Genomic DNA, 20,749 nt, shown 5'->3' on the forward strand with positions numbered 1-20,749 from the left:
AATCGCCGGGCAGGGAGCCCTCGGCGGCCGCCGGGCCGGGAGCCTCAGGACTCGAGCACGAGGGCCAGCAGGGTTGCGGCGGCGGCCTTGGCCAGTGGCTGGTTGCCGTTACCGCACTTCGGCGACACGACACAGGCCGGGCAGCCGGCCACACACTCACAGGTGCGCAGTCGATCGAGGGTGCCCCGCAGCCATGCCTCGGCGAGCTCGTAGCCGCGCTCGGCGAACCCGGAGCCGCCGGGGTGGCCGTCGTGCACGAAGATGGTGAGTTCACCGGTGTCGGGGTGGAGGGTGGTCGAGAGCCCGCCGATGTCCCACCGGTCGCACGGCGCGAAGGCGGGGAGCAGGCCGATCGCGCAGTGCTCGGCGGCGTGCGCGGCCCCCGCGAGGTCACGGGGCGGGATGGCGGCGAGCAGGTCGTCGGGGACCGTGAACCAGACCGAACGGGTGCGCAGCACCCGGCGGGGCAGGTCCAGCGGTGCACTGTCCCAGACCTTGCCGCTGGCCTCGTCCCTGCGCAGGAAGCCGGTCACCTGGCTGGTGAGTTCGACGGCCCCGAAGCTGAGCCGGGCGGGGCCGAGCGGTCGGCCTCGCAGCTCTTCGACCACCCGGACCTCCGCGGTGCTCTGGGGCTGGGTGAAGTAGCCGGGCCGATCCGGTACGGCGAGCGCGGCGTGCGAATCAGGGTCATAGCCGACCACGCGCCATTGGCCCCCCTGGTGGAGGTAGACAGCGCCCTCGTGGACGGTGCGGTCGGCGGCGGCCGGGTCGACCTGACCGATCACCCGTCCGGTCGCCTCCTCGACGACTTCCACGGAACGTCCGCCGACGGAGCGCAGGTCGATCTGGTCGGCCGCGCGGTCAGCGCGCGTCCAGTACCAGCCCGACGCCCGCCGCCGGAGGTGGCCGGCGGCGGTGAGTCCGTCGAGCAGCCCCGGCAGTGTGGCGCCGAACCAGCGGGTGTCCGCGGCGGTCACGGGCAACTCCTGTGCGGCGGCAGCGACGTGCGGGGCGAGGACGTGCGGGTTCTCGGGGTGGAGCACGGTGCGTTCGACCGGCCGGTCGAAGATCAGCTCCGGGTGCTCGCACAGGTACGCGTCGAGCGGATCCGGCCTGGCGATCAGGATGCCGAGGGCGTCGCGTCCGGCCCGTCCCGCGCGTCCGACCTGCTGCCACAGCGCCGCGACCGTGCCGGGGAAGCCACAGCTGATCACCGCGTCGACCCCGGAGATGTCCACGCCCAGTTCGAGGGCGTTCGTGCAGGCCACACCGGTCAGTTGGCCGCTCTGCAGGCCCGCCTCCAGCTCGCGCCGGTCCTCGGCGAGGTAGCCGCCGCGGTAGGACGCCACAGCGGCGGGGGACTCGACCCTTCGTTGCGCGCGCAGGGCGACCAGCTCCGCCTGGACCCGTGATGTGGTGAACGCCAGGGTCTGGCGACCGTCGTCGACGAGGCGGGCCAGGAGGTCGGCCGCCTCGTGGTGCGGGTCGCCCTCCGGACGCCAGAGCAGGTAGTCGAGCGCGGGTCGGGTCGAGGTGTCGGTGGCGACCTCCACCACCGCGTCGACGCCGGCCAGCCGTTCGAGAAGTTCCCCCGCACCGCAGACCGTTGCGGACGCGCTGATGAAGACAGGATCGGCGCCGTAGTGGTGGGCCAGTCGTCGGAGCCGCCGGAGGACGGCGGCGACGTGGGCGCCGAACACTCCGCGATAGCGGTGCGCCTCGTCGACCACGACGTACCGCAGCGTGGACAGCAGGCGAACCCACTGTGGGTGGCGGGGGAGCACGGACCGGTGCAGCATGTCGGGGTTGGTCAGCACGACCTGCGCGAAGTCACGGGCGAACCGCCGCTCGACGAGGTCGGAGTCGCCGTCGAGCGCGCTCACCTTGGCGGTGACGTCGAGCGACGTGAGGACGCGCAGCTGGTCGTGGGCGAGGGCCTTCGTCGGGGCGAGGTAGAGCGCGCTGTGGCCCCGACCCAGGTCGAGCGGCACCCTTTCGGGCACGGCGAAGCCGATGCGGTTGTCGACGGTCGCGGCCAACACGGGCAGCAGGTAGCCGACGGTCTTCCCCGACGCCGTGCCGGTCGCGAGCGCGACGTGGCGTCCCTGGAAGGCGGTGTCGGCGGCGATCGCCTGGTGTGCCCACAGTCGTTGTACCCCGAGCCGACCGAACGCGTCCCGCACCGTCCCGCTCACCCATTCCGGAAACTCTGCGGTCACCCCCGCCGCCGCCGGTCGGTGGAAGTGGTGGCGGACCCGCTCGTCGCTCGCCAACCACTCCGGAACCGCCACGCCCCCAGCCTGCCACCCCCCACCGACACCCGCCGCCCAGCCAAGGTGGACGGATTGTCGTGACTACGCCGCACGACGGTCCACTTCAGGGTGGACGGGAGCTGTGTCCGCGGCTGTTGTCATCCCGGGCTTGACCCGGGATCTCCGTGTGGGTGGTGTCGGCTGCGTCGGGGAGATCCCGGCCTTTCGCCAGGATGACAGACTCGGCCGTCCACTTCAGGGTGGACCGTTTGTCGTGACTGCGCCGCAGAACCGTCCACTACGAGGTGGGCGGCGGTCGCGTCCACGACAAAGTGGACGGATTGTCGTGACGACACCGCACGACGGTCCACTTCAGGGTGGACGGGAGCTGTGTCCGCGGCTGTTGTCATCCCGGGCTTGACCCGGGATCTCCGTGTGGGTGGTGTCGGCTGCGTCGGGGAGATCCCGGCTTTCGCCGGGATGACAGACTCGGCCGTCCACTTCAAGGTGGACGGATTGTCGTGACTACGCCGCAGAACCGTCCACTACGAGGTGGGCGGCGGTCGCGTCCACGGCAAAGTGGACGGATTGTCGTGACGACACCGCACGACGGTCCACTTCAAGGTGGACGGGGCTGAGCAGGCGGCTGTTGTCATCCCGGGCTTGACCCGGGATCTCCGTGTGGGTGGTGTCGGCTGCGTCGGGGAGATCCGGGCTTTCGCCGGGATGACAGACTCGGCCGTCCACTTCAAGGTGGACGGATTGTCGTGACTACGCCGCACGACGGTCCACTTCAGGGTGGACGGGAGCTGTGTCTGCGGCTGTTGTCATCCCGGGCTTGACCCGGGATCTCCGTGTGGGTGGTGTCGGCTGCGTCGGGGAGATCCCGGCTTTCGTCGGGAGGACGAGGGTCGGGTGTCCAACCACAGCGGGGGGCGTCCACGACTCGCGAGCTCAGGGTGCCGCGAGGTCCCGACGCACCATGCGGTGGAGGGTGCGGTGGTACCAGAGGGGGCCGCACTCGTAGTCGCGGCCGTCGCCCACGAAGCCGTGGCGGGCGTAGAAGCGCCAGGCGCGGTCGTTGCCTCCGACGATCCACAGGTACGCCACCGATCGATCGGGCAGCGCGAGGTCCAGCATGGCGTCGGCCAGGCCACTGCCCCAGGTGGACGCGTCCAGATACAGGTGGTCGAGCTGGCGGCTGATCCCCGTTACCGGCGACGCGCCGATCGCCTCCTCCCACGACTGGGGAGTTCCGCTGCTCACCGCGATGCCGACCATCCGCTCGCCCTCCAGCGCGACCCACGTGCGGCGCGCCGGCTCGCGGCCGGACCGTTCGTCGGCCAGGTCCCGTCCGAACGCCTCTCGCGCAGCGACCGCCGACGCCGGGACGTCCGCCCGCTGCCGCTCCCCGAACTCGGGCGGCATAACGTCCGCGTACGTCGTCGTGACCAGCTCGGCGTCCACCCTGCTGTACTGCTCAGCGTCGTCCGGACGCGCCCGGCGCACCACGAACCGCCCCACCCTGTGCTGGGCGTCCACGGCGTCGAACGGCATGGCCCCCAGTCTGGCAGCCGCCGGGACGCGACCGACGCCCACGCTGCGGCGTGACAGGCTGGACGCGTGCTCGACGACTCCGCCATCGCTGCCCTCCGTGACGACCTGCTCGCCGCCGACTACACCCTCGACGGCGTCTCCGCCCGCCTCGGGGACGCGGCCCTGGCCGGTCTCGGCCGCAACTCGACCATGGCCGCGACCCGCGCGCTCGGGGACGCCGACGACCCGCAGGCCGACCTGATCCGGCTCTGGCTGCTGCAGCGTCCCGTCCCGGCGGCCCGGCTCCAAACCCTGAAGAGCCTGCCCGCGCTCCGCGCCGCCGCCCTCGTCACAGGCACAGAAGAATTGCGCGCGACGGTCGAGTTCAAGCCGCACGGCTCGGACGTCCGACACGGCTGGATCTGCTCCGACCAGACCCCCCTCGACGGGCATCCCGGGGCGCCCCGCACCGATTTCGTGCTCGGAGCCTCGCCCGCGTCCACCACGCTGACCCAGCTGGTGTCGCCCGGCCACCACGGCCGCGTCCTCGACCTCGGCACCGGATGCGGCATCCAGGCCCTCCACCTCGACGCAGACGAGGTGGTCGCCACCGACCTCAACCCCCGGGCCCTCGACCTCGCCAGGATCAGCCTCGGGCTCTCCGGCGTGGCGGCCGACCTCCGGCTCGGCTCGCTGTATGAGCCCGTGGCGGGCGAGCGGTTCGACCTGATCGTGACCAACCCGCCCTACGTGATTAGCCCTCCGACGGACGAGCGCCTCGTCTACCGCGAGGGCGGCTTCGCCGGGGACGGGCTCATGCAGGAGGTGGTCAGCGGGGCGTCCGCGCACCTCACCGAGGGTGGCCGGCTGGTCGTGCTCGGCAACTGGGCGGTCACCGAACGTCCCTGGGATGACCGGCTGGCCGACTGGATCCCCGCCGACTGTGACGCCCTCGTCCTGGAGCGGGAACGGCTCGACCCGTACGAGTACATCGAGCTGTGGCTCGCGGACGCGGGCCTCGCCGGCGCCGACGCGTACCTCACCCGCTACGCCGAATGGCTGGACTACTTCGCCGCGCACGACATCCGGTCGGTTGGGCTGGGCTGGCTCGCGTTGTCCCGGTCCGGACGCGAGCGTCCCGAGCGGCGGTTCGAGAGCTGGCCCCATGCCGTCCACCAGCCGGTCGGCGCGGCGATGGGAGACTTCTTCGACGCGATCGAGCCGTCCCGGTTCCCCGACGACCGGTTCCTGGCCACGCGCTGGCACACCCCGCCGGGGCTCGTCCAGGAGACGATCGGCGAGCCCGGCGCCGCCGACCCCCAGCACCTGGTCCTGCGGCAGCAGTACGGGCTGGGACGTGCGGTCGAGGCGGGCACGGCCGTGGCGGCGATCGTCGGCGCCTGTGACGGGGAGCTTCCGCTCGGTGTGCTGGTCGGCGCCGTGGCGTCCCTGCTCGACGTCGACCCGGAGGCGTTGCTCGCCGACGTCTTTTCGCCGCTCCGTACTCTGGTGGCGGACGGGTACTTGATGTCTGGCCCACCAACCACGTCCCGCGTGTGACGCAGGACGGGGGCGGCGGCCCGGCCAGTACGACGACAGGGCGAGGTTCACAGGTTCTCACAGGAACCGAACAGCCTCCTCATGGACTGCCTGCCTTAACTGGTCTGCAGCAGACAAGGAGCCGGGCATGACGAATGCAGAAGACAACACCCAGCCACTGGGGACGCGGGACGACCGTTCGGCGAACGAACCCACCCAGGCCTTCGCGGCGCCCGGCCCGTCCGAGCCCACCCAGGTGCTCCCGGCCGCAGGCACGCCGGAGCCCACGCAGCAACTGCCGGCCTCGGCGTGGTCCCGCCCGGCGGACGGAGGGTGGTCCACCGGCACGGAGCCGACCGCGCAGATCCCCACCCAGCCCACCGCGCAGATCCCCACCACGCCAGCCACGGACGCGACCGGCGGCCAGGCGGGCTACCCGTCGACCTACGGCTACGGCCAGCAGCAGGGCTACAGCCAGCAGGGTGGCTACGGTCAGCAGGCCTACGGCCAGTACGGCTATGGGCAGTACGGCAACTATGGGCAGGGGTACGGGCAGCAGGCGTACGGGCAGCAGCAGGGGTACGGCCAGCAGCAGGGGTACAACCCGCAGGCCACCGGCCAGCAGGGGTACAACCCGCAGGCGTGGAGCCAGCAGGGCTACACGTATCCGCAGGGCTACTCGCCGCAGCAGGGCTACTACCCGCCGAACCAGTACTACTACCAGCCCCAGACCACCCAGACCACGACGAAGAAGCGGTGGCCGCTCGCCGTCGTGGCACTCCTGGTCGCCCTCGTCCTCGGCGGCAGCGGCTTTGTCTGGGCTGCGAACCAGCTCGGCGGCGCCACGTCCAGCCCCACGATCACCACCGAGCCCCAGTCGGGCAACGGGCAGGGCAGCGGGCAGACCGACCCCTGGCAGCAGGGCGGCAGCGGCAGCAGCAGCCAGAGCGGCGGCACCACCACCAGCAACAGCGTGACCGCCGCGCAGTCCGCCGGCGTCGTGCTGATCGAGGCCGAGACCACCTCCGGCCTCGCCGCCGGCACCGGCATGGTCCTCAGCGCGGACGGCAAGGTGCTGACTAACTACCACGTGGTCGCGGGCTCCGAGAAGCTGTCGGTGACCATCGCCGACTCCGGTGACACCTACTCCGCGACCGTGCTCGGCTTCGACCAGACCAGGGACGTGGCGTTGCTCCAGCTGAAGGACGCGTCCGACCTCACCACCGTCACCACCGACACCGATGTCCCGTCCGTCGGGACGGCCATCGCCGCGGTCGGCAACGCCGAGGGCGGCGGAGAACTCGTCAAGGCCGCGGGCAAGGTGACCGGCACCGACCAGAGCCTGACCGTCTCCTCCGACTCCCCCTGGGGCAGCACCGAGGACCTGTCCGGCATGATCGAGACCAGCGCGGGCGCCGTCCCCGGCGACTCCGGTGGCCCCATGTTCGACTCGGACAACGAGGTGGTCGGCATGACCACCGCCGGGTCGACGAAGGAGGGGACCAGCTACGCCGTCCCGATCGCGACCGCGCTCGCCGTGGTCCAGCAGATCGAGACCGGCCAGGACGCCGGCACCGTCCGGGTCGGGCCCGCGGGCTACCTCGGCATCAAGGTGTCCGACTCCAGCCAGGGCGGCACCGGCAAGACCATCACCGACGTCGTCGCCGACAGCCCGGCCGACAAGGCGGGCGTCACCGCCGGCAGCCGGCTCACCAAGGTGGGCGACACGACGATCAGGTCCAGCACGAACCTCGCCACCGTGATCCGGGCCCTGGAGCCCGGCCAGAAGGTGACCATCGAGTGGACGGCCCCCAACGGCTCCCACAAGTCGGCCACCGTCACCCTGGGCAGCAGCCCCGTCAACTGAGTCCGTCCGCCCGACCTGTCGGAACCTCGGGGCCGTGCTCCACGGCTCCGACAGCTCGGCGGTGTAGAGCCGCCGGGTCCGCCATGGGACGTGGCCCGTGTCCTGCCTGACGCAGGCGCGGGTGGGAAGCGCGTCCCGCCCGGCAACAGTGCCCCGTGCCACCTCTCAGGGTGCGGGGCACTGTGGCGGGTGGGGGTGGCGGGAAACCGGGGACGGTTCTACTTACGCGCCACGACGTCGCGTCCGGGTCGCTGGCGCGAAACGCGAACCGTCCCCGGTTTCCCGCCACCGCTGCTTATTGGGCGCGTCCCGCGGGGGTGCTGTGGGCGTGGTGCCGAACGGAGCGGACGACGGCACGATGGGGACGGTTCCTATCGTGCCGCGACGGCTTGCCGGTCGCCCAGCGCTCCCGCGGATCGCTTCCCGCGAGGGTCCTGTGGGCGTGGTGGGGAGACGCTCTCGGGTCACCGGTTGACTGACCTGGCTGGGTGAAGTTGGTGGCGGTCGTCTGCTCCTCGCTGCTCGTTCCTCGCTGCTCGTCGAGACTCCTCGCGCTGACAACGCTGGCGCGTTGTCAGCGCTCGTCGTCTAAAGTGAGCGACCGATCGCCTCTTTGAAAAGATCGCCTCCAACCAGGAAGAAGCCCCGTGGCAGGACCGAGCAAGCGCCGACTCGTCATCGTCGAGTCGCCGACCAAGGCCGTGAGCCTGGCCAAGTTCCTCGGCTCGGGGTACATGGTCGAGTCCAGCCGCGGCCACGTCCGAGACCTGCCGACCAGCGCTGCCGAGGTGCCGGCGAAGTACAAGGGTGAGAAGTGGGCCCGCAACGGGGTGAACGTCGACGCCGACTTCGAGCCGCTGTACGTGGTCGCCGCCGACAAGAAGGGCACGATCCGCGAACTCAAGGCCAAGCTGAAGGACGCGGACGAACTCCTGCTGGCCACCGATGAGGACCGCGAGGGCGAGGCCATCGCCTGGCACCTGCTCGACGAGCTGAAGCCGAAGATCCCCGTCAAGCGGATGGTCTTCCACGAGATCACGCCCGAGGCCATCCACGCCGCGGTGGACAACACCCGCGAGCTCGACACCGACCTGGTGGACGCGCAGGAGACCCGGCGCATCCTCGATCGCCTGTACGGCTACGAGGTCTCGCCGGTGCTGTGGAAGAAGGTCATGCCGCGGCTGTCGGCTGGCCGCGTCCAGTCGGTCGCCACCCGGCTCGTCGTCGACCGCGAGCGCGAGCGGATCGCCTTCCGGGCCGCCGCCTACGCCGACATCGAGGCCGTGCTGGACGCCGGCGAGGCCGCAGAACCCCGCACGTTCACCGCCCGCCTGACCAGCTTCGACAGCAAGCGGATCGCATCCGGACGCGACTTCGACTCGGTCGGAACGCTCGTCGGCAAGGACCTGCTCCAGCTCAGCCTGGACTCCGCCGAGGGGCTGGCCGCGCAGCTGGAGAAGGCGTCCTACGCGGTCGCCGGCGTCGAGGCCAAGGGCTACACCCGGCGTCCCTACCCGCCGTTCCGCACCACCACGCTGCAACAGGAGGCCGGCCGCAAGCTCGGCTTCTCCGCGCAGCGCACGATGAGCGTCGCGCAGGACCTCTACGAGCGCGGCTTCATCACCTACATGCGTACCGATTCGGTGACGCTGTCGAGCACGGCGATCACGGCGGCCCGCGACCAGGTCAAGCACCTGTACGGCGGCCAGTACCTGCCTGCGCAGCCGCGCGTCTACACCTCGAAGGTGAAGAACGCGCAGGAGGCGCACGAGGCCATCCGTCCGGCGGGCGAGAGCTTCCGCACCCCGCAGCAGACCGGCCTCCACGGTGACCACCAGCGGCTCTACGAGCTGGTCTGGAAGCGCACGATCGCCTCCCAGATGAAAGACGCCGAGGGCGAGACCGTCAGCGTCCGGATCGGGGCGACCCTCCCCGAGCGGGTCGCCGTCACGGACGCTGCGACCGGCGAGGTCGTCGAGTCGGGACGGGCAGCGTTCAGCGCGTCCGGCCGCACGATCACCTTCCTGGGCTTCCTGAAGGCCTACGTCGAGAGCGTGGACGACGACGAGTCCAGCGACGATGCGCAGGCCCGGCTGCCGCAGCTCGCCTCCGGGCAGCGGCTGGACGCGGAGAAGGTGACCGCAGCCGCGCACGAGACCCGTCCGCCGTCCCGCTACACCGAGCCGTCGCTGGTGGCGAAGCTGGAGGAGCTGGAGATCGGCCGGCCGTCGACCTACGCGGCGATCATCCGCACGATCACCTCCCGCGACTACGTGTTCAAGAAGGGCTCGGCGCTCGTGCCGACCTGGCTGGCGTTCGCCGTGACCAGGCTGCTGGAGGAGCACTTCCCGAGGCTGGTGGACTACAAGTTCACCGCCGACATGGAGGACACCCTCGACGAGATCGCCAACGGCAACGCCGCCCGTGTCGCCGTGTTGAAGGACTTCTACTTCGGGCCGCAGGGATCGCCGCACGAGGGCCTGCAGAAGCTGGTCACCGAACTCGGCGACATCGACGCCAGGGCGCTGTCGACCTTCGCACTCGGCGACGGCATCGACGTCCGGGTCGGCCGCTACGGCACCTACATCGAGGACGGGGACGGGCGCCGCGCGAACGTCGACGCCGAGCTGCCGCCCGACGCGTTGACCCTGGAACTCGCCCACGAGCTGCTCGACAAGCCGCAGGCTGCGGAGCGGGAGGTGGGCACCGACCCGGCCACCGGCCTGACCATCGTGGCGAAGGACGGACGCTACGGCCCGTACGTCACTGAAGTACTTCCGGAGGACGCACCGAAGTCGGCGAAGCCGCGGACGGGGTCGCTGTTCGCGTCCATGACGACCGAGACGGTGACGCTCGAGGACGCGCTGAAGCTGCTCAGCCTGCCGCGCGTGGTGGGGGCCGGCACGGACGGCGAGGAGATCACGGCCCAGAACGGTCGCTACGGCCCGTACCTGAAGAAGGGGACGGACTCGCGCTCGCTGGCCAGCGAGGACCAGATCTTCGACATCACGCTGGAGGAGGCCGAGGCGATCTACGCCCAGCCGAAGACCCGCGGTCGGGGTGCGGCGCGGGCCGCGGCCGGCCCGCTCAAGGAACTCGGCGCCGACCCCGCGTCCGGCAAGCCCGTCGTGGTGAAGGACGGTCGCTTCGGCGCCTATGTCACCGACGGCGAGACCAACGCGACACTGCGCCGCACCGACTCGGTCGAGGAGATCACGCTCGAACGCGCCGCCGAACTCCTCGCAGAGAAGCGCGCCAAGGGCCCCGCCCCCAAGCGCACGACCACCCGCCGCACGACGACCCGGAGGACCGCGAAGAAGTAGCGTCCGGCACGCTGACGCGGAGATCCCGGGTCAAGCCCGGGATGACGGGGGGTGGGTGTCGTGACGCCGGCTCGGTCCTCGCCGGCTCCTCAGGACCCGCGTTACGGTTCCGTCCCGACCCGCCACCCCTCATCACCGAGGGCCACCCTTCCCGTCGAAGGCCAGCGTCCGGACAGGAGCCTTCGACGCGAACGATGGCCCTCGAGCAGGAACGGTGGCCCTCGGCGGACGCCCCAGGACCGACACGCCGTCCTGGCGATCCGGAGATCCCGGGTCGAGCCCGGGATGACGGGGTGGGTGTTTCCTGTCATCCCCGCGAAGGCGGGGATCTCGGGGACGCGGGTGGCGAGCTCCCCACCCACGTCGGATCGCGGCGGCGCGGCCGGGTGGGCCCGTCCGCTACCGTGGGCGCAGCCGGAAGGAGCAGCAGTGGCGGAGGGTGTCTTCATCGTCTTCGAGGGCGGCGACGGCGTGGGCAAGTCCACCCAGGCGCGCAGGCTCGCCGACTGGGTGACGACGCAGGGCCGGGAGGCCGTGCTCACCCTCGAACCGGGCGGGACGCCGGTCGGTGCGAAGCTGCGCGACCTCGTCCTCAACCCTGCCTGGGGCGACGTGGCGCCTCGCGCCGAGACCCTGATGTACGCCGCTGACAAGGCACAACACGTCCACGAGGTCGTCCTACCCGCGCTACGCCGCGGCGCCGTCGTGATCAGCGACCGGTACGTCGATTCGCTGCTGGCCTACCAGGGCGCCGGACGCACGCTCGAGGTCGACCGGATCGAGCAGATCGCCCGCTGGGCGACCGGTGACCTGCTTCCCGACCTGACGATCCTGCTCGATCTCGACCCGGACCGGGGCCTGGCCTCCATCGAGCAGAAGGACCGGCTCGAGGGCGCCGGCGAGGACCTCCACGTGCGCGCCAGGGACTTCTTCCTCGAACTCGCCGGACGCGACCCCGAGCACTACCTCGTACTGCCCGCGCGCACGGGCGTCCGGCACCTGGCCGACCTGATCCGCCAGCGGGTGGAGCCGCTGCTGTCCGACCCGGATGGGACACTCGCAGAGTGACCACGAGCACCGCGACGACCGGCGTCTGGGCCGACCTGATCGGCCAGGAGCGCGTCGTCGAGACCTTGCAGCGAGCGGTGCGCGGCTCGGCGGCGGACGGTAACCGGCACGCCATGACGCACGCCTGGCTGTTCACCGGCCCGCCGGGGTCCGGACGCTCCAACGCCGCCCGCGCCTTCGCCGCCGCACTGCAGTGCCCGTTGGGCGGCTGCGGCGAGTGCAACACGTGCACGACGGCGCTCAGTGGCGCCCACCCCGACGTCACCCTGGTGCGCACCGAGCAACTCAGCATCGGGGTCGACGAGGTCCGCGACCTCGTGCGGCGGGCGGCGATGTCGCCGACGCTGTCCCGCCACCAGGTGCTGGTCGTGGAGGACGCGGACCGCATCACCGAACGCGGCGCCGACGCCCTGCTGAAGAGCATCGAGGAGCCGGCGCCGAGGACGGTGTGGGTGCTGTGCGCCCCGACGTCCGACGACGTGGTCGCCACGATCCGCTCGCGCTGCCGGCAGGTCGAGCTGAGCACTCCCCGCACGTCTGCGATCGCCGAACTCCTCCAGCGCAGGGACGGGGTCGAACCAGCGCTGGCGCGGTTCGCCGCCCGCGTCGCCCAGGGCCACATCGGACGTGCCCGCGCCCTGGCCCGCAACGAGGACGCGCGGCAGCGCCGCCAGCAGGTGCTCGACCTCCCGGGTCGGCTGACGTCGCTCGGCGCGTGCCTCGACGCCGCGTCCACGCTGGTCGACGCGGCGTCCGCCGAGGCCGCACAGGTGACGGCGGACCTGGATGCCCGCGAGAGGGCGGAGCTCTCCGAGGCGCTCGGGTTCACCACCAAGGGCGCGCGCCCCCGCAACGCCCAGGCGGCCCTCCGCGACCTGGAGGACCAGCAGAAGGCGCGGGCGAAGCGGCTGCAGCGGGACGCGCTCGACCGCGTCCTGACCGAACTGACGTCGTTCTACCGAGACGTGCTGGTCGTCCAGACCGCCGCCGGTGCGGAGTTGATCAACGCCGAACTGGGCGACTCGATCACCGCCATCGCCGGTGGCACGACGCCGGACGCGACGGTCGCCCGGCTGGACGCGATCCTGGCGTGCCGCACCGCCCTGGAGACGAATGTGGCGCCGCTGCTGGCGATGGAGGCGCTGATGCTGAGCCTGGGCCGTCCCGCCTGACTGCGCGCGCACCGGCCCGTGGACCGTGTCGCTGAGCGGGTAAGGGGGTCCTCGATGCCAGCATGGACGCAGGAGTGCGCTGTCAGGAAAGGACTTCCCCGTGACCGAGCCACGCGAACCCGAGACCGTGCGCGAGGACGCGCCGCCCGCGCAGGGCAACCAGCCCGACACCGGCAACTGGTACCCGGTCTCCTCCGCTCCCGCGGAAGAGCCCGTCGAGGACCGGCCGGCTGACGCCGCAGCCGAGGTGGACGCGGGCGAGCCCGACGCCCCGGCCGAGAGCGGGGGAGCCCCCGAGGCAGCAGCGGAGCCGGTCGACGAACCTGCGCACGCGGTCTTCGCCGAGCACCCCGACCAGCCCGACGCCCCGGCCGTCGACGAGCCGCCGCAGGACGCGGCGTCCGCTCCGGTCGAGGAGGCTCCGGTCGAGGAGGCGAGCCACCAGGAGTGGGCTCCCGCGGACGAGGACCCTCCCGTCCCCGCCGATCCCGGACCGGTACCGGATCCGGAGCCGCCCACGGAGCCTGCAGCGGAGGTCGAAGCCCAGCCGGAACCGGAGGCCGAACCGTCGGAGACCGCGGAGTCCGCGGTCGAGTCAGACCCTGAGCCCGTGGTGGCCGATTCGGGGCCTGAGCTGTCCCAGGCCGTGGAGCCCGAGCCCGAGCCCGCCGTGCAGCCCTCCCCGGTGGCGGTGGAGGAGGACACGAGGCAGTTGCCGTTCCGGAGCGGCGCCGCCGTCGACACCGACACCGAGCCGACCGAGGTCGTGCCGTCCCCGGCCTCGCCCGCGCCGGACGAGCCGGTGAGCCCGTCCGGCCCGCCCGCGGAGGCGATCTTCCGGGTGCCCACCCCGACGTCGGCCAGCAGCCCCGAGCCGACCCGGATGGAGCCGGTCTCCGAGGAAGAGCAGAAGCTCGCCGCCGAACGGGCGGCCCGTAGGGACGCCAGGGTGGCCGCCTTCGCCGCTCCCGCGCCGCAGCCCGTCGCCGCGCCCGAACCGGTGGTCATCCACAAGCGGACCAACGACAAGTTCTGGGGGTCCCTGGGGCTGTTCCTGCTCCGGATCGTGATCGCGGCGATCTTCGCGATCCGCGGCGTGAACATCCTCACCGACATCCCGTCCGCCCAGGCCGAGTTCGCCAAGACGGTACTCGCGGACATTCCGCCGGGTCCGCAGGTGTGGGCCATCATCACCGGCGTCGCGTCCCTGCTGATCGCGTTGGCGTTGTTGCTCGGCCTGCTCACCCGCCTCGCCGGGCTCGGTGTGGCGCTGATCGCCGGCGGCGCGCTCGCGCTCGTCTACTGGGGTCCGTGGAGCCCGTTCGTCGCCGGGCAGCCGGGGTTCCTGGGCGAGTTCCAGCTCGTGCTGGCGGCCGTCGGCCTGCTGCTGCTCTTCGTCGGCGGCGGCGGCTGGAGCCTCGACCGCAGTTTCCGTGCGGGCCGTGAGAAGAACAAGCGGGAGCGGGCGGCCGCGGGGGCATAGTCTGCGGTCATGCCGCGGGTGATGGCCGTTGCCTTCGAACCCCTGGGTCGGCTGCACTACCTCGACCCAGGGGCGGCCGACTACACCTTCGGCCAGCCCGTGCTGGTGTCCACGCCCGAGGGCGTGGAGGTGGCGCGTTGCGTGTGGGGACCCGCCGACGTCGACTGGTCGGGGACGCTGCCCCTGTGCCTGGGTGCCGCGACCCCCACGGAACTGGAGCGGGACGGCGCGAACCGGCGGCGGCGGGCGGAGATCGCCGCGGTCGCACGGCGGCTGATCAGCCGCCGTGGCCTCCCGATGCGGGTCGTCGGAGTCGACTTCGTCGACCAGAGCGAGGCGTTCGACCAGCAGGCCGTCGTTTACTACGAAGCCCCCGGACGCGTCGACTTCCGCGAGTTGCTCACGGACCTCGCCCGCACCCTCCAGTCGCGGATCGACCTTCGCCAGGTCGGCGCGAGGGACGCGGCCGCCCTCCTCGGCGGCCTCGGGCCGTGCGGCCGTGAGGTCTGCTGCGCGACGATGGGTCCGCGCCACGCCACGCTGTCCGGCGGCCTCGCCAGGGACCAGACGCCGCTGCACAGCCAGTCGCAGCTGCAGGGCACGTGCGGCCGGACGATGTGCTGCCTGGCGTACGAGTCGCGGCTCTACGCCGACTTCCGTGACCGCGCCCCGCGCAGGGGGGCCGTGGTCTCCACCGACGAGGGCACCGGCGTCGTCGTCGGCCACAACGTCCCGCTCGACGCGGTCGTCGTCCAGACGGAGACCGGCCGGTTCACCTGTCCGCTCGGACGGGTGTGCCCGCTCACGGCGACCAGCGCCGACTGAGGCGGCGGGATCGGCGGTGTCGGCGCGTCCAGACCCGTGGTCGCCGAGCCGCCCCGGCGGTCCGAGGACACGCCGTCTACCCTGAACCCGTGCGTCCCTCCCTCCGCGTGTGCGTCCCGCTGCTCGCCGTCGTCGTCGCGCTGGCCGGCTGCGACGCTGCGCCGCAGGCCGCGTCGGCGGAGCAGGTCCGGATCTCCGCGGTGGCCGGTGTCGCGATCGACCGGCCGCCCACCGAGGAGGTCGACGTGCAGGCGAACGGCCTGGTGGCCGGGCTGGGCGGCGGTGACCTGACCGCGTACCTCGCGCAACACGTGAGGTGGAGCGCGTGCGGAAAGCTCGAGTGCGCGAGCGTGCTTGCCCCGCTCGACTACGCCGACCCTTCGGCGCGTGCGCTCACCCTCGCGATGGCGCGCAAGCCCGCGACGAAGAGTCCGCGGCTGGGCACACTGTTCATCAACCCCGGCGGGCCAGGTGCGTCCGGCAAGGGCTTCGTGAGCAGCTTCGACACCACGGGCCTCGAGCAGTACGACATCGTCGGCTGGGACCCCCGTGGCACGGGGGAGTCGACCCCGGTGCGCTGCTACGGCGGTGCGGAGACCGACGCCTTCCTCAACCTCGACAGCTCGCCGGACACCGAGGAGGAGCGGACGAAGCTGATCGAGGCGACCTACGCGTTCGGGCAGTCCTGCGAGGAGCACAGCGGCGTCCTGCTCACGCACATCTCCACGATCGAGACCGCGCGCGACCTCGACCTGCTCCGCCAGTTGCTCGGCGACGCGACCCTGACCTACCTCGGCTACTCCTACGGGACGCAGATCGGTGCGACCTACGCCGAGCTGTTCCCCCAGAACACCGGGCGGCTCGTGCTCGACGCGGCCGTGGACATCACCGACGACGACGCCGTGATCCAGGCGATGGGGTTCGACCTCGCGCTGGGGAACTTCGCGAGCTGGTGTGCGGGCCAGGCGTGTGGGCTGGGCGGGACGAAGCAGGAGGTGCTCGACGCGATCACCGGGCTGTTCGACGCCCTCGACGCTGCGCCGCTGGCGGTGAAGAACCGCGTCCTCACCCAGAGCCTGGCCGTGACGGGGGTCGCGGCGATGCTCTACGGCGGTACGGCGGCGTGGCCGACTCTCGCCACGATCGTGGTCGCCGCGCGGAACGGCAACGGCCGCGGTCTCCTGCTCGCCGCCGACTCGCAGAACGCGCGCAACAACAACGGCACCTTCGGCACCCTGTTCTACGCGTTCCCCGCGATCAGCTGCCTGGACAGCGACGACGACAAGGGCGTCCTGGACGCGGACAGGCAGTGGCAGGAGGACCAGCAGAAGGCCCCCATCTTCGGCAAGTACTTCGGCCCGGCGTACGGGTGCGCGCTGTGGCCGGTGCGGCCGTCCCGGCAGCTCGACATCCGCGGGGTGGGGGCGCGTCCGATCGTGGTGATCGGGGGTACCGGGGACAACGCCACGCCCTACCAGCAGGCCGTCGCCATGGCGAAGCAGCTCGACTCGGGCGTCCTGGTGACCCATCAGGGGGAGGGCCACGGCAGTTTCGGCGGCAAGTCGGCGTGCATCGACACGCTGGTGGTGAACTATCTGGTGGACGACGTGGTGCCCGAGGACGGCGTCCGGTGCAGCTGAAGGGAACGAGATGACGCAACGGCGCGGCACGGCGATCGTGACCGGCGTGGGTCGACGCCGCGGGATCGGGGCGGAGCTCGCGATCGGGCTCGCGTCCGACGGCTGGGACCTGGTGCTCAACCAGTGGGCGCCCTACGACGAGCGGCTGGGCCTCCAGAGGGGCGCCGACGACCCGTCGGACGTGGCGTCCGAGTGCCGGGCACTGGGCCGCACCGTGGAGGTGGTGCCGGCCGACCTGGCCGACGTCGAGGCCCCCGCGAGACTGGTCGCGGCCGCGGTGGAGCTCGGCGACCTCGGCGGGCTGGTGCTCTCCCACTGCGAGAGCGTGGACAGCTCGATCCTCGACACCTCGGTGGTGAGCTGGGACCGGCACTTCGCCGTCAACGCGCGAGCGACCTGGCTGCTGGTGAAGGCGTTCGCGGAGGCGCTGCCGGACGCGCCGTCGACGGCTGTCACCGGACGGATCGTCGCCCTGACCAGCGACCACGTCGTGCACAACCTCCCCTACGGCGCGAGCAAGGGCGCCCTCGACCGGGTGGTGATCGCGGCGGGCGTCGAACTGGGGCACCGGGGCATCCGCGCGAACGTGATCGACCCGGGCCCGGTCGACACCGGCTGGATGGACGACGAGATCCGCCAGACGTGCCTGGCGCAGACCCCGGCCGGCCGCCTCGGCACGCAGACCGACACGGCCCACCTCGTCCGCTTCCTGTTCTCCGACGCCGGCGGCTGGATCAACGGTCAGCTCCTGCACTCCAACGGGGGCTTCGGCGCGGGCTGACGCCGGGGCCCGTTTCCGTGTTGGCGGGCTCGACCCCCTATAGTTGTTCCTCGGCCGGTTCGCCGGTCAGGCCGCCTTAGCTCAGTCGGTAGAGCGACGCTCTCGTAAAGCGTAGGTCTGGGGTTCGATTCCCCAAGGCGGCTCCACGTGGGGGTATCGCCTCCTGCCCGGCCTGTCCTCGGAGCGGGCCGAACGCGAGCCCGGGCAGCGGAAATGCGCGATGGATGCCCAGATCGGGCCGATTCGGAACCCTTTGGCGGAACTGGGGCGCGATTCCGCGGGGTCAGGCGCGGGCGAGGGCGCCGGCGAGCTGGAGCGCGCCGACGAGTTCGGCCCTGCGGCCCAGCGCGGCCGGGACGACCTGCACGGCGCTGGACGTGGACGGCTGCGCGAACCGGTTCACCGACGCGCGGACGCCGTCGATGAGCGAGCGCCCGGACGAGCCGAGCTCGCCCCCGATGATCAGGACGGTGGGGTTGATCAGGTCGCAGAGGCCGGCCAGAACGGCGCCCAGCGTCCGCCCGGTCTCGTTCAGCAGGCGCGCCGAGATCGGGTCGTCGAGCAGGGCGAGGTCGACGGTCTCCGCGTCCAGGTGCGGGTGGGTGTGGCTGAGTTGCTCCTTCACCGACGGCACCGACACCACCGCCTCCAGGCAGCCGCGGTTGCCGCACCGGCACAGCTCGGGTCTTCCCGCGATCGTGATGTGCCCGATCTCGCCGGCGAAGCCGGTGCCGCCCTGGTACAACTGCCCGTTCACCACCAGTCCCGCCCCGATCCCGTGAGACGCCTTGATGTAGAGGAAGTCGCGGTGCCCGTAGCCCGCGCCCTGGTGGAGTTCACCGAACGCGCCCAGGCTCGCGTCGTTGCCCGCCACGGCGGGGACGCCGAGCCGGCGTTCGAGCTCCCGGGCCGGGTTCATGCCCGCCCAGTTCGACAGGATCGTGTTCGTGCACACCCTGCCGGTGCTCTCCTCGACCGGGCCGGGGACGCCCGCCACCACCCGCGCGAGCTCCGCCACGCCGTGGCGGTCGCACAGCTCCCGCAACCGCCGTGCGGCGCCGTCCAGCCCCCGGGTCGGCGAGCCGTCCACGTTCAGCGGAACGGTGGCCTCGTCGAGGACGTTGCCCCTGTCGTCGCCGAGCGCGACCCGGAAGTGCCGGTGGCCGAAGTCGATCGCCCCGATCCTGGTGGTCGAGGCGACCGGGCTGAGGATGGCTCCCGGACGGCCGCTGCCGGACCCGGGCCCCTTCGCCGGCGGCGCCGACTCGGTGATTCGTCCCTCGGCCAGCAGGCGGGCGACCGCGTGCCCGATCGTGCTGCTGGGCAGTCCGGTCAGTTCCACCAGCGCGGAACGGGTGACATTCTGCGAGCCGCAGATCAACGCGAACACCTCGTCGCGGGTGCGATCCCGCAGGGTGGGGCGTCCGGTCGGCGTCGACATGCCCCGAGCATAGGCCCGGTAATCGGTGGTTTCCAATCGTCGTGGGCCGATAATACGACCAATGAGAGAATGAAAACGATTCGATAACGACGCGGAAACGACCGTTGACAGTGGAAAACTCGCCTTCATAGGCTGCAAGAGCAGGGGGCGGTCCGCCGTTGGCTGGTCGAACCTCCTCGTTCGCACAGAGTTGTCGATCCGGTGCCGTCGCACCGGCGGGGGAGGGTGCCCATCCATGAGCGCGGTCGGCGGAACGGAACTTCCCGGGGACGGCACCCCCGGCGGGCAGCACGAGGCGATCCTCCAGATGGTGGGGATCACGAAGGACTTCCCGGGCGTCCGCGCGCTCGACGACGTGACGATGACCGTGCGGCGCGGCGAGAATCCATGCGATCTGCGGCGAGAACGGCGCGGGCAAGTCGACCCTGATGAAGGTACTCTCCGGCGTCCACCCCGCCGGCACCTACGAGGGACGGATCGTCTTCAACGGCGAGGACATGCACTTCAACGGCATCAAGTCCTCGGAGCACGTCGGCATCGTGATCATCCACCAGGAGCTCGCGCTCATCCCCGAGCTGTCGGTGACGGAGAACATCTTCCTCGGCAACGAGGTCGCCCACCGCGGCGTCATCGACTGGGTCGAGGCGCGCGAGCGTGCCGTGCGGCTCCTGCGCCGGGTCGGCCTGGCCGTCAACCCCGACACCGCGATCAAGAACCTCGGGGTGGGCCAGCAGCAGCTCGTCGAGATCGCCAAGGCGCTGAGCAAGGACGTGAAGCTGCTGATCCTGGACGAGCCCACGTCCGCCCTGAACGAGGAGGACTCGGAGAACCTCCTGAACATCCTCCGCCAGCTGCGCGACCAGGGCCTGACCTCGATCATGATCTCCCACAAACTGAACGAGATCGCGGCCATCGCCGACTCGATCACGATCATCCGCGACGGCCACACGATCGAGTCGCTCGACGTCGGCGCGGGCGACGTGGACGAGGACCGGATCATCCGCGGCATGGTCGGACGCGCGCTGGAGTCCCGGTTCCCGGCCCACACCTCGACGGTCGGGGAGACGTTCTTCGAGGTCCGCGACTGGACCGTGGAGCACCCGCAGATCCCCGGCCGGCTCGTCTGCAACCACTCCAACTTCTTCGTCCGCCGCGGCGAGATCGTCGGCTTCGCCGGCCTGATGGGGGCGGGGCGGACGGAGCTCGCACGCTCGATCTTCGGCCGCACCTACGGCAACTACCAGGGCGGCCAGATCCTGATCAACGGCGAGGAGGTGCAGATCCCTTCGGTGCAGTCGGCCATCCTGCACGGCATCTCCTACGTCCCCGAGGACCGCAAGGTGCTCGGCCTGAACCTGCTCGACAGCGTGAAGGACACGATCGTGTCCGCCGGCATCAAGCGGATCAGCACGAGGTCGGTGATCGACATCGAGGCCGAGATCGCCGCCGCAGAGGAGTACCGCAGGGCGATGAACATCAAGGCCGCGTCGATCAACGTCGGGGTCGCCACGCTCTCGGGCGGGAACCAGCAGAAGGTCGTTCTGGCCAAGTGGATGTTCACCCAGCCGACCCTGGCGATCCTCGACGAGCCCACCCGCGGCATCGACGTGGGCGCGAAGTACGAGATCTACGGGCTGATCAACCGCCTCGCCGACGAGGGCAAGGGCGTGATCATGATCTCCTCCGAGCTGCCCGAGCTGCTCGGCGTGTGTGACCGCATCTACACCGTCTTCGAGGGCCGGATCACCGGCGAACAGCTCGCGGCCGAGGCGACCCAGGAGTCGCTGATGCGCTCGATGACCGATACCGCGGCGGCCTGAGC

13 protein-coding genes and 1 tRNA gene are annotated in these 20,749 nt (G+C 71.5%); 11 read left to right on the plus strand and 3 right to left on the minus strand.

What is annotated here, in order from left to right; genetic code table 11:
* Positions 1–44 precede the first annotated feature (44 nt).
* Positions 45–2,291, minus strand: a complete 2,247-nt coding sequence (locus QM779_RS16325) for a DEAD/DEAH box helicase (RefSeq protein WP_428537371.1) — start codon at positions 2,289–2,291, stop codon at positions 45–47.
* Between the two features lie 915 nt (positions 2,292–3,206).
* Positions 3,207–3,809, minus strand: a complete 603-nt coding sequence (locus QM779_RS16330) for an N-acetyltransferase family protein (protein WP_428537374.1) — start codon at positions 3,807–3,809, stop codon at positions 3,207–3,209.
* Positions 3,810–3,875: 66 nt separating this feature from the next.
* On the opposite strand from QM779_RS16330, the gene QM779_RS16335 reads away from it, so the two are divergent.
* The 10 genes from QM779_RS16335 to QM779_RS16380 all read left to right on the plus strand — a co-directional run bounded on the left by QM779_RS16335 (position 3,876) and on the right by QM779_RS16380 (position 17,632).
* Positions 3,876–5,348 carry a DUF7059 domain-containing protein gene (locus QM779_RS16335; RefSeq protein WP_428537377.1) on the plus strand — a complete coding sequence of 491 codons (1,473 nt, stop codon included), beginning with the start codon at positions 3,876–3,878 and terminating at the stop codon, positions 5,346–5,348.
* 127 nt (positions 5,349–5,475) lie between these two features.
* A complete protein-coding gene (locus QM779_RS16340) occupies positions 5,476–7,194 on the plus strand; it encodes a S1C family serine protease (protein ID WP_428537380.1) in 1,719 nt (572 codons plus the stop codon).
* Positions 7,195–7,841: 647 nt separating this feature from the next.
* On the plus strand, positions 7,842–10,517 hold the full coding sequence (topA, locus tag QM779_RS16345; RefSeq protein ID WP_428537383.1) for a type I DNA topoisomerase: 2,676 nt from the start codon (positions 7,842–7,844) through the stop codon (positions 10,515–10,517).
* 429 nt (positions 10,518–10,946) lie between these two features.
* Positions 10,947–11,585: a dTMP kinase gene (tmk, locus tag QM779_RS16350; protein ID WP_428537386.1), complete on the plus strand. Its 639-nt coding sequence runs from the start codon at positions 10,947–10,949 to the stop codon at positions 11,583–11,585.
* Positions 11,582–12,757 carry a DNA polymerase III subunit delta' gene (locus QM779_RS16355; RefSeq protein WP_428537389.1) on the plus strand — a complete coding sequence of 392 codons (1,176 nt, stop codon included), beginning with the start codon at positions 11,582–11,584 and terminating at the stop codon, positions 12,755–12,757. Before tmk ends, QM779_RS16355 begins: the two co-directional genes overlap by 4 nt.
* Before the next feature lie 100 nt (positions 12,758–12,857).
* Complete coding sequence (locus QM779_RS16360) at positions 12,858–14,240, plus strand: DoxX family membrane protein (RefSeq protein WP_428537392.1); 1,383 nt, start codon at positions 12,858–12,860, stop codon at positions 14,238–14,240.
* Between the two features lie 9 nt (positions 14,241–14,249).
* On the plus strand, positions 14,250–15,065 hold the full coding sequence (locus tag QM779_RS16365) for a PSP1 domain-containing protein (RefSeq protein ID WP_428537395.1): 816 nt from the start codon (positions 14,250–14,252) through the stop codon (positions 15,063–15,065).
* Positions 15,066–15,154: 89 nt separating this feature from the next.
* Positions 15,155–16,705 (plus strand): alpha/beta hydrolase, encoded by a 1,551-nt coding sequence (locus tag QM779_RS16370; protein ID WP_428537398.1) that lies wholly within the window; start codon positions 15,155–15,157, stop codon positions 16,703–16,705.
* Positions 16,706–16,715: 10 nt separating this feature from the next.
* The gene (locus tag QM779_RS16375) at positions 16,716–17,486 is read left to right on the plus strand and encodes an SDR family oxidoreductase (protein ID WP_428537401.1); all 771 of its coding nucleotides are present in this window, start codon (positions 16,716–16,718) and stop codon (positions 17,484–17,486) included.
* A gap of 70 nt (positions 17,487–17,556) precedes the next feature.
* Positions 17,557–17,632, plus strand: a tRNA-Thr gene (locus tag QM779_RS16380).
* A 137-nt stretch (positions 17,633–17,769) separates the two neighbouring features.
* On the opposite strand, the gene QM779_RS16385 is transcribed toward QM779_RS16380, so the two are convergent.
* Positions 17,770–18,927: an ROK family protein gene (locus QM779_RS16385; RefSeq protein WP_428537404.1), complete on the minus strand. Its 1,158-nt coding sequence runs from the start codon at positions 18,925–18,927 to the stop codon at positions 17,770–17,772.
* Between the two features lie 428 nt (positions 18,928–19,355).
* Between QM779_RS16385 and QM779_RS16390 the strand changes: the two genes are divergently transcribed.
* A complete protein-coding gene (locus QM779_RS16390) occupies positions 19,356–20,747 on the plus strand; it encodes an ATP-binding cassette domain-containing protein (protein ID WP_428537407.1) in 1,392 nt (463 codons plus the stop codon).
* The last annotated feature ends 2 nt before the right edge of the window (positions 20,748–20,749 follow it).

Source organism: Propionicimonas sp. (assembly GCF_049840635.1).
Classification (GTDB): domain Bacteria; phylum Actinomycetota; class Actinomycetes; order Propionibacteriales; family Propionibacteriaceae; genus Propionicimonas.

Bases quoted from the DNA above. Each gene is read 5' to 3' on its own strand.
- QM779_RS16385 (WP_428537404.1), bottom strand. From the start codon at position 18,927: ATGTCGACGCCGACCGGACGCCCCACCCTGCGGGATCGCACCCGCGAC.
- QM779_RS16390 (WP_428537407.1), top strand. From the start codon at position 19,356: ATGAAGGTACTCTCCGGCGTCCACCCCGCCGGCACCTACGAGGGACGG.
- QM779_RS16340 (WP_428537380.1), top strand. From the start codon at position 5,476: ATGACGAATGCAGAAGACAACACCCAGCCACTGGGGACGCGGGACGAC.
- QM779_RS16330 (WP_428537374.1), bottom strand. From the start codon at position 3,809: ATGCCGTTCGACGCCGTGGACGCCCAGCACAGGGTGGGGCGGTTCGTG.
- QM779_RS16365 (WP_428537395.1), top strand. From the start codon at position 14,250: ATGCCGCGGGTGATGGCCGTTGCCTTCGAACCCCTGGGTCGGCTGCAC.
- QM779_RS16375 (WP_428537401.1), top strand. From the start codon at position 16,716: ATGACGCAACGGCGCGGCACGGCGATCGTGACCGGCGTGGGTCGACGC.